General features: G+C 50.6%; 9 protein-coding genes. 1 reads left to right on the top strand and 8 read right to left on the bottom strand.

Annotation, left to right across the window (positions count from 1 at the left end; all coding sequences use genetic code 11):
• Nucleotides 1-197, top strand: a 197-nt coding sequence (locus VN379_RS04450) for a hypothetical protein (protein ID WP_325531207.1), incomplete at its 5' end; no start/stop codon positions are given.
• Nucleotides 198-257: 60 nt separating this feature from the next.
• On the opposite strand, the gene VN379_RS04445 is transcribed toward VN379_RS04450, so the two are convergent.
• From VN379_RS04445 to VN379_RS04410, 8 genes are all read right to left on the bottom strand, one after another.
• Nucleotides 258-926, bottom strand: coding sequence for a class I SAM-dependent methyltransferase (locus VN379_RS04445; RefSeq protein WP_325531205.1), 669 nt, complete (start codon nt 924-926; stop codon nt 258-260).
• A 35-nt stretch (nt 927-961) separates the two neighbouring features.
• Entirely contained in the window at nt 962-1,810 is an 849-nt protein-coding gene (locus VN379_RS04440) for a methyl-accepting chemotaxis protein (protein WP_325531203.1), read from the bottom strand.
• A gap of 122 nt (nt 1,811-1,932) precedes the next feature.
• Nucleotides 1,933-2,796: an isocitrate lyase/PEP mutase family protein gene (locus VN379_RS04435; protein ID WP_325531201.1), complete on the bottom strand. Its 864-nt coding sequence runs from the start codon at nt 2,794-2,796 to the stop codon at nt 1,933-1,935.
• Nucleotides 2,783-4,228: a glutamate mutase L gene (locus VN379_RS04430; protein ID WP_325531199.1), complete on the bottom strand. Its 1,446-nt coding sequence runs from the start codon at nt 4,226-4,228 to the stop codon at nt 2,783-2,785. The genes VN379_RS04435 and VN379_RS04430 overlap by 14 nt, the downstream gene beginning before the upstream one ends.
• 20 nt (nt 4,229-4,248) lie before the next feature.
• Nucleotides 4,249-5,382: a 2-methylaconitate cis-trans isomerase PrpF family protein gene (locus VN379_RS04425; RefSeq protein WP_325531197.1), complete on the bottom strand. Its 1,134-nt coding sequence runs from the start codon at nt 5,380-5,382 to the stop codon at nt 4,249-4,251.
• On the bottom strand, nt 5,382-7,229 hold the full coding sequence (locus VN379_RS04420) for a cobalamin-dependent protein (RefSeq protein WP_325531195.1): 1,848 nt from the start codon (nt 7,227-7,229) through the stop codon (nt 5,382-5,384). Before VN379_RS04420 ends, VN379_RS04425 begins: the two co-directional genes overlap by 1 nt.
• Nucleotides 7,230-7,248: 19 nt before the next feature.
• A complete protein-coding gene (locus VN379_RS04415) occupies nt 7,249-7,746 on the bottom strand; it encodes a 3-isopropylmalate dehydratase (RefSeq protein WP_325531193.1) in 498 nt (165 codons plus the stop codon).
• Nucleotides 7,739-8,956, bottom strand: a complete 1,218-nt coding sequence (locus tag VN379_RS04410; protein ID WP_325531191.1) for a homoaconitate hydratase family protein — start codon at nt 8,954-8,956, stop codon at nt 7,739-7,741. Before VN379_RS04410 ends, VN379_RS04415 begins: the two co-directional genes overlap by 8 nt.
• Between the last annotated feature and the right edge of the window lie 6 nt (nt 8,957-8,962).

Genomic DNA, 8,962 nt, shown 5'->3' with positions numbered 1-8,962 from the left:
ACGAATCTAATAATAGCAAAATTGATGGCATTTGTCGATTATTCTTTAAAAACCAGCGTAATTTCGAAGAAAAAGTCGATTTACTCCAAAAAGGTATGGCATCATACCGCACATACCGGATTCCACCGTCAATAGTAGCAGACAAATACAAAAAGACGGCCTCACACCCGCCTGTACCAGGTTTGAGGCTGTCCTGACATCTTTTAGGAGCCTTATCTTATAAGTATAAAATAATATTGTCTTATCAGCAAACAATATTATTTTAACCCGTAAAATCCGGCCTGCATACCAGAAACCCAGAAGATCTCAACAGTTGAAAAGCCGGCTTCCGTAAGTAACTGCCGATGTTCATCAATGGTAATCGGCAAAAGTTCAATCCCGTAACGACTAATATGCTTGTCCACTGCCTCCGGGTTTTTACCGCTCAAAATTTGGGCGTTCTGCCAGCGCTTAAGCCCAATTCTCGTTCCATTTTCGGTGGTGGGCCTGATAGTCTCAAATGTAATATAAATGCCACCTTGTTTAAGCATATTGTAACAGTTTCCGGTAGCTTTCCGGCGGCCTTCTTCATCTAAATAATGATGCACCATAATAGCAGTGACAACATCAAAGTTATTGATATAATCCAGATCCTCACTGCCTGCTGCCACATAGGTTATCTCATTATTCGCCAGTTTTTCGGCCGCAAGCTGCAGCATGCCGGCCGCCGGATCCGCAGCTACAAACTGTAATTGACCAAACTTTTCAATCGCCTTGACAATAAGAGTTCCAGTGCCGCAGCCTGTATCAAGCCAAGCCACAGGGTTAGGCATAGTTGACTCAACCAAATCCAACGTTTCGTCATGAAATAGATGATAGCGGGGAATCGTTTTATGTACATTGGCATCATACTCATTGGCCGCCTGAGATGTTTTATTATCCCGCATAATGTCAGGTATACCTCCTTTTTAACATCAGTTAACTAGCAGGTTTCCTGGCAATTTAATGTCTCAGCAATCTGGTCCAGTTTGGATACCATTTTGCTTACCTGCTGGATGGTCTCGGCTACTTGGGTTACTGCATCAGCAATCTGGTTGATCGCCTCTTGGGTATCATTAATCTGGGTGTAGATTGTCGAACCATCTGTCTTAATATTACCAATAATAGCCTCAATCTTCTTTACTGAATCGGCACTTGTTGTTGCCAGCTTACGAATCTCGCCTGCCACAACCCCAAAACCCCGTCCCTGCTCGCCCACACGGGCAGCTTCAATGGCTGCATTGAGCCCTAACAGATTAGTCTCACTGGTAACATTTCTGATCATACCAAGCACCTGATCGGTCTCTTGAACCCGAACCTGTGAATCACTGGCTACCTGGGCCAGGGTCCGGCCAGTGGCCGCAATCTCTTGGGTCTGCGCCGAAATTTCTTCAGTAGTGGCTGCCAGGATATTAATATTATCCAATAAATCGCCAGCCATTTGTTTCATAGACTCCTGCAGTTCAACCGGTTGTGTTATAGCAATTGCACCAATTACTTCATTGGCTTCATTATAAACAGGTACTGCCACCGAGGTATACGGTAATCCATACAGCGTCTTATCAAACCTCATGGCAACCCGCCTTTTCTCATGGATGGCGCGATATACACCACTTCCCGTTTTAATAGGTTGATCCTGCGGCACCTTAAGATCAAGCTTCTTACCTGGCTTATACAGGATAAATTTTTCACGGTCAGTAAGTGTTACCCCTGCATCATGTTGCAGAGCCTGCTGAATTACCGGTAAAGCAAACACCAGCTTGTCTAAAATGTGCTTATCATTTTCCGACATACTCATCGCCCCTCTATTTACTATTTATTCTATCACAGCAGGTTAGGCACTGCCATCATAACACGCGGAAAACGCCGCAAGGCAACAAAGGCACTCTGGCGTTTTACGTAACAGGAAAAATTCTATTTTACATAGGTATTTTCTGTTTCTCTGATTTGCGGTAAACCAATCAGTTCGTTAAATTCAGTAAAAGTCACCATTTGATCCAGCATCCCTGCCGTCGTTCCGGTTCGTTTCAGATTTTCCATTAGCTGGGTGATGGCCAGCGCCATTGTGTAGGTCGACGCAGTTGGGTAAATGACAATATTATACCCGATAGCAGCCAGTTCCGGGACCGGCACCAGCGGCGTCCGGCCGCCTTCAACCATATTAGCCAATACCGGCACTGTAAAGGCAGACGTAATTCTCTTCATTTCTTCAAGGCTCTCCGGCGATTCAATAAACAGGATGTCAGCGCCGGCTTCTTCATAGGCTTTAGCCCGGGCCATTGCTTCTTCAATACCATGTACAGTCCGGGCATCGGTGCGGGCAATAATGACAAGGTCTTTATCCCGGCGGGCATCTGCGGCCGCCTTAATTTTCCCAACCATTTCCGCCTGCGGCACAACCTGCCGGCCAGTCATATGTCCACACTTTTTGGGTGCAACCTGGTCTTCCAGCTGGATGGCTGCCACACCGGCTTTTTCATATTCCCGCACCGTACGCATTACATTGATGGCATTGCCAAAGCCGGTATCGGCATCGGCAATGACCGGTATATTGACAGCTTCCACGATATTCGCCGCCCGGGCCACCATCTCAGTCATGGTCAGCAGCCCTACATCCGGCTTGCCTAAATGACTGGCTGCCTGCCCGTAGCCAGTCATATATACTGCCGGAAAGCCGGTTTTCTCGATGATCTTAGCTGTCAGCGCATCATGCGCGCCAGGGGCCACAATAATGCCTTTGTTTGCTAATAATTGTCTCAATACACTAGTTTGTCTCATGTTCATTCCCCTTCAGGTTAAAATACTTTTTGGCAAACCTGCCACACCGGTCAGCATACTGGGGCCCTAAAGCTCCCAGTGCGTACAATAGATATTGCTCATCAATAATAAACTGCGGTTTAAGTGGTAGTAATGAGATCCCTGGATTCTTAAAAGCCTCAGCTAAGATAAACTGTTTATCGGCCAGGGTACCATGGGTGAAAATCCCCCCCACCGCGATCACATAGTCCACCCGGCGCAGATCCCTGCCAACCGGGGTTCCGGGCATAATGCCCATAACCGGATTAAAATCCTGGGCAACATACCCGGCATGCCGCTTTAATGCTACTTCAATAGCACTAATCGCCAGTGCCAGATCAAACTGTTTTTCCTGCGGCGACTGGCTGATATGGCCAGGGTTCTGTTCCAGATATTCGGTATAGGCTGACAATTGATCTGCCAGCTCTTCACTGTTACAGCCAATTTTGGCCAATACGCCCAGTGGGCCGATTGTTTCAACAATGCCTGTTGCACTGACACGCAACCCCAGATTTCCTTCAACGGTACGATAAGAGGGTTGCTTTTCATTAGTTACAACAAGGCCCTTTTCCTCAATGGTCAGCTTCTCCAGATCAGGCAGGACTGAATGGATGTCGGTAGTGGCTCCCCCAATATCAATGACGATGACATCACCGACACCTTCTTCCTGGAATGTTCCTTTGGCCAGCATTTCCGCGCCCAAAAGCACTGCGCCAGGCGTAGGCATCACTTTCTTATTGGAGACAATATTCAGTAGTTTATTTAACCCTTTAGCCTGGGTAATCTGTTTGATAAACTGCTCATGAATGGCCTCTCTGGCCGGTTTAACCTTTAATTCATGAATTGTTGGCATTACATTGGGAACACGGATATGGGGAATGTTGCAGCTGGTAAAAATCTCAGCCACCTGATTTTGGGCCTCTTTATTGCCGGCAATAATTATCACGGCTTTGATGCCGGCTTGAACAATAATATGAGCATTCTCAATAAGTGATTGCTGATCACCGCCGTCGGTGCCGCCGGCCAGTAAAACAATATCCGGTTTAATCTCCCGCAGTACTTCCAAACGGTATTCCGGCAAGTCCTCATGGCTAATGATTTCCAAAACCCGGGCACCGGCGCTCATCGCCACTTCTTTAGCGGCTTTGGCGGTTACCCGGGGCATATAGCCAAGGGCCACCATCCGCAGGCCGCCGGCAGCACTGCTGGTGGAAAAGACTTTAGCTTCGTCTGACACCCGGACACCACTTGCCGCTAATGCCTGTCTGGCATTGGCAAGGCCTGTTTCAATATCAGCAATGGTTGTTGGCGCCTGGGAGCGGGCCGCAAACTCCAGTTCACCCTGTTTCAGCCGGAAGGCTGTTAACTTCGTGTAGGTGCTGCCCACATCAAACACCAGCAGATCTGCATGCATTCGCTTACCCCCCATCCAGCCTAGGCGTTCCTTACAAAGACATAACCTTCCATGATCCGGCGGGCTGTGCGGGAAAATGCAGCACGCACCAGTTCACCCTTGTCCACAGCGGCTTCAATATCAATAATGCCGGCTGGATGGCCAATGCGAATAACCTCAATAGTATTAATATGAGGAATGGCTTCATGAACGATTGTGCCCGGAATTTTTGCCGCCGCACCGGTGCAAGCCGTACCTGTACCCGGATAGGTCTTATGCAAAACCTGCATAAACATCATTCTGGACAGGAAATCAACCTGCTTGCTGCTGATTGTCTGACCTGTCGTAAAATCAACATAATCAGCAGCCGGCGCCACAAAAGCAATCATGGGGAAAGCCGGGCTTTTTTGCGTGGCTGTCTGAATATCAGGAGCCATGCCGATCATCACCGTAGCCTTAGCCCGGATTTCTTCCAATAATGCCAGCAGAGCCGCATTGCCATTCACTTGCTGCGGCGTTTCCTGTCCTGTCATGCCAATGTCTTTGGCTCTGACAAAAACGCAGGGATTGGAAACATCAACAATAGAGATATCCAAAGACCCGTTACTTGTTGAAATCGTGTCAACAGGGTTGCCTGTTGGCAGCAGCTTGTCTGTCGCCGAGCCGGCAGTGCCGGAAAAATCCATCATAATCCTGGCGCCGGTACCGGGCACACCATCAATCTTGCAGTCTCCGGTCACCTTGGCCCGTCCATTTACGGTAGGCACTTCAGCAACCAGAATCCTGCCTGTATTTGTATTATGAATCCGTACCGTTGTCGTGGGGGCCTGGGCCGCAACAAATCCTTCATCGATGGCAAACGGCCCCACCGCCGAGGAAATATTGCCGCAATTACCGGTATAATCGATATAAGGCGCTGTCAGGCTGACCTGACCAAAGGTGTAGTCAATATCAGCATCCGGATGCGTAGAGGGAGCAATAATCGCCAGCTTGCTTGTCAGCGGGTCAGCTCCCCCCAGGCCGTCGATTTGCCGTACATCCGGACTACCGAATATCTCCAGGATCACCTGGTCCCGCACAGTTGCATCCTGTGGCAGATGATTGGCTTTCAAAAACATGGCCTTACTTGTGCCGCCCCGCATAATTACACAAGGAATTCTCTGCATCTCACCCATTACAAACCTCTCCTCTCTAACGCTGCTTCGATCCATTTGACACACTGGGCCGGATCGGTACCAGGACCGAAAAATCCGTCAACCCCCAGAAAGCCGGTACCTTCATTGGCAATCTTTTCTTCATAAAAGGTATGTTCTTCTTCTTTTTCGCTAATCCGTCCCCCGGCGATCAGGAGTACCTTATCCCGGAGTCCCAGTTGTTGTAAGCGGCCCTCAACCCGGGGAAACAGATCCCGCCCCAGTCCAAGCAGATTGGCAATACCGATAATTTCCGCCTTGGCCTCAGCCGCCACTTCAGCCACCGTTTCCGGCAGGTTCATGCCCCGCATGTAAATGACCTCATAGCCGGCTTTTTCAAATTCCTCGCGAATCAGGTTAATGCCCATCACATGGGCATCAGCCCCCACAGTAGCTAATACCATCTTCTGTTTGCGGGTTGGTTTTTTCTCTTCCGGCACCACGACCGGCTCACTGGTTATCGCCATGCGGGCAGCATCGACCCCCAGCGGTGTATAGCCAGGGATATAGCGTTTAATACCATCTTTATCCCGATGGGTTTTTACATGACGCTTTAGGTCCCAGCCACCTGCCCGGGGGCAATCCATAACCCCCGCCTTGCCGGCCTGGACAATTCGTTCAATCAGTTCGTCTTTCGCATATTGCCGCCAGAAAGTTTCATTGATCTCAGTTGGCGCAAGGGTACGCTGAAGTCCTAAAACACGCTCAAGCACCGCCATCGCTTCACTGAGAATTTCTTGCTTGCGCTCTTCAATATAGGGATCGCGAATCTCTACCGCGACAGTGTTCTCAAATACATTATGGGTGGCCCAGATGGCTTTAGCCATCGAAGCACCTGTCGGAATACCCACCGACTCAGCCGCCTTCGGCCGGTAGAAATGGGCCCCGCCGAGTTTTGCACTGATCGCCATGCGGGCAAAATGCGCCGATTCGGCGATTAGGTCACCAGGTGGGTTCTGAAAGGTTTCCGGCACGACAATCAGGCTCTTGCTCCACATAGTTTCTTTAAAGGCTTTCATTACGGCCAGATCGGCCAGAATATTAAGACCTGCCACATTCATCTGCACGGCGCTGAGCTCAGGCGGTAACCCGGCTAAAACACCCAGTCCTTCAGCCAGCAGACACATGGCTAACGCCATCCCATCTGTACCACCGATATTATTAAGGTGCTTATGGGATTCAATCTGGACAAACATGTTGTTTTCAGCGCAGATTTCCAGAGCCTTAAAGCCATTAACCACCTTGGTCTTGTAGTCATGAATACCCCGGCCGCCAAAATGAACATGGATTACCGGACCGATATCTGTGCCATCAAAGCCGGCAATCAACGCATTGATGATTGACAGGTGTGGTGTGTCGCCTGTGGCGTTGATCCGCATCGGATGCACAGCACCACCGCCCAGTTCCACCAGCTTGCGTTCGCCGTCAGGGGTAATGCCGCCTTTACCGCGTGATTGCTCAATCAAATCCCGTCCCTTTAAGGGATCAATATGCCGGGTTGCTTCAGAATGAACAAAATGGAAGAGGCTGATTCCCAGTTTTTCTGCCATATTATACATTTCCAGCGCTTCCTGGTAGGTCTCAGCTGCGGTATTGCGCCCTAGAATCGGATTCTGCACAGGAATACCGGTCCTTGCGGCCTGCTGGGCCAGGGCATATATTCGATAACCGCTGCGTTCCACACCGTTAATAACCCGGGGATAAGGCTCCGGCAGCCCCTCAACCGTACCATCTTTACTGACGGTTGGCATCACTACCCCAAACGTCTCCTGGTAAGCGCAGACACTGTCATAATCCTCAATAATAATCTGTTTTGTTCTTTGTTGCATGCTATATTCCTCCTGACCGTTAGTCCTTGCTTATGCCCAGCTCTTGCCTGACCCGGTTGATCAGGCCCCCGGCATTAATTGTTGCCAGTACATTGGCCGATAAAGCCTGAGCGGCAACCTCCCGGTCGGCGGTGCTGACAATACCCTGCTCAAGATTGGCCGCAATCCGGTCACCGTTCTGGACATGCGGCCTCAGTTCAGCCACCAGCACCGGCAAGCCGATATTAATAGCATTACGCCGGAAAATCCGGGCAAAAGATTCGGCAATGATTAAACTTACACCTGCGGCCTGCAGCGCCACCGGCGCCTGCTCCCGGCTTGAGCCGCAGCCAAAATTCTTGCCGGCAACAATGATGTCACCTGGTTGTACCCGTACCGCAAAATCGGCTTGTTTGCTGCCAGCCATTGCATACCTGGCCAAGCCGGAGAAGTCTTCGGCCATCGCATAGCCGGGCAGGATTTGGTCGGTATCCACATTATCGTCAAAAACCCATACTTGGCCTTTACGTTTATTCATAGCATACGCCGCCTTCCAGTGGTAATGACCCCGGCTGGGTAATCCTGCCACAAACAGCGGTTGCCGCCGCGGTTGCCGCTGATGCCAGGTATATCCGGGCATTGCGGTGCCCCATCCGCCCGGGGAAATTTCGATTGGTCGTCGACAGGATTACATCCCGTTCGGTGCCAAGCCCCTGATGCGCCCCAAAGCAAGGCCCACAGCCAGGATTGGTAATAACCGCACCGGCATCACGCAATATCTTGCACCAGCCTGCCGTTTCCATCGCTGCCAGCACGTTTTTTGAAGCGGGAATGATCAGCATGGTTACCGCCGGGTGTACCTGGTGGTGTTTAAGAACATTGACTACCTGTTCCATATCAGACAGGCGGCCGTTGGTACAGCTGCCGACAACCACCTGGGTCACCTCAACAGCGGCTAATTCGGCAACAGGGCGTACATTGGCCGGTGAGTGGGGACAGGCGGCCACGACAGCAATTGTCTCTAACGCAAGCGGCACAGTGTGAGCCACCGCCGGTGCGGCTGTTGTTTCGCCGCCGAAACAGGCGATCATGGCCCCCATCTCTATCCCCATATTGCAGATTGTCAGCCGTTCATCTATGCTAATAGCAGTGATTCCAGGGCCGGTAAAAACAACAGCCTTATCAGTCAGTCCGGCCACGCCAAACTCTTTAATCAGCGTTAACACAATATCTTTACCACTAACATAAGCCTGAGGCTGCCCGGTCATATACACCTCAATCACTTCCGGCACCTCGATGTCAATCGTGCCTGTCGCCATAGCGGCAGCCAGCTCGGTTGAGCCTACCGGGATAGCGATAACACCATAACCGCCGGCAGTACAGGTATGGGAATCGGCCCCCACCAGAATGGCTCCCGGCTGCAGCCGGTGAGACTCGGCAAGCACCTGGTGAATAACGCCCTGGCCCTTATCATACAGGGTAATCCCATACTGCCTGGCAAAATCCTTCATAATCCAGTGCATCGTCTTGGCCTGAACAGTAGCCGCCGGAAAGATATGATCAATCACCATCACGACCTTCTGGGGATCAAACACATGATCAATCCCGATCTGTTCAAACTGTTGAATGGCCATCGGCCCGGTGACATCATGCGCTGCCACCAGATCAACACGGCAGCGGATATCCTGTCCTGCCACAACAGTGTCCAGGCCTGCGGCCCTGGCCAGATATTCTTCTACGAAATTCATGGTATC

The sequence above is a fragment of the Sporomusa sp. genome (assembly GCF_035561255.1).
Taxonomy (GTDB): Bacteria; Bacillota; Negativicutes; order Sporomusales; family Sporomusaceae; genus Sporomusa.
This window is presented reverse-complemented; position numbering and strand designations above follow the sequence as displayed.

Coding starts and splice junctions, on each gene's coding strand:
- VN379_RS04445 (WP_325531205.1), bottom strand. CDS start 926: ATGCGGGATAATAAAACATCTCAGGCGGCCAATGAGTATGATGCCAAT.
- VN379_RS04440 (WP_325531203.1), bottom strand. CDS start 1,810: ATGTCGGAAAATGATAAGCACATTTTAGACAAGCTGGTGTTTGCTTTA.
- VN379_RS04435 (WP_325531201.1), bottom strand. CDS start 2,796: ATGAGACAAACTAGTGTATTGAGACAATTATTAGCAAACAAAGGCATT.
- VN379_RS04430 (WP_325531199.1), bottom strand. CDS start 4,228: ATGCATGCAGATCTGCTGGTGTTTGATGTGGGCAGCACCTACACGAAG.
- VN379_RS04425 (WP_325531197.1), bottom strand. CDS start 5,382: ATGGGTGAGATGCAGAGAATTCCTTGTGTAATTATGCGGGGCGGCACA.
- VN379_RS04420 (WP_325531195.1), bottom strand. CDS start 7,229: ATGCAACAAAGAACAAAACAGATTATTATTGAGGATTATGACAGTGTC.
- VN379_RS04415 (WP_325531193.1), bottom strand. CDS start 7,746: ATGAATAAACGTAAAGGCCAAGTATGGGTTTTTGACGATAATGTGGAT.
- VN379_RS04410 (WP_325531191.1), bottom strand. CDS start 8,956: ATGAATTTCGTAGAAGAATATCTGGCCAGGGCCGCAGGCCTGGACACT.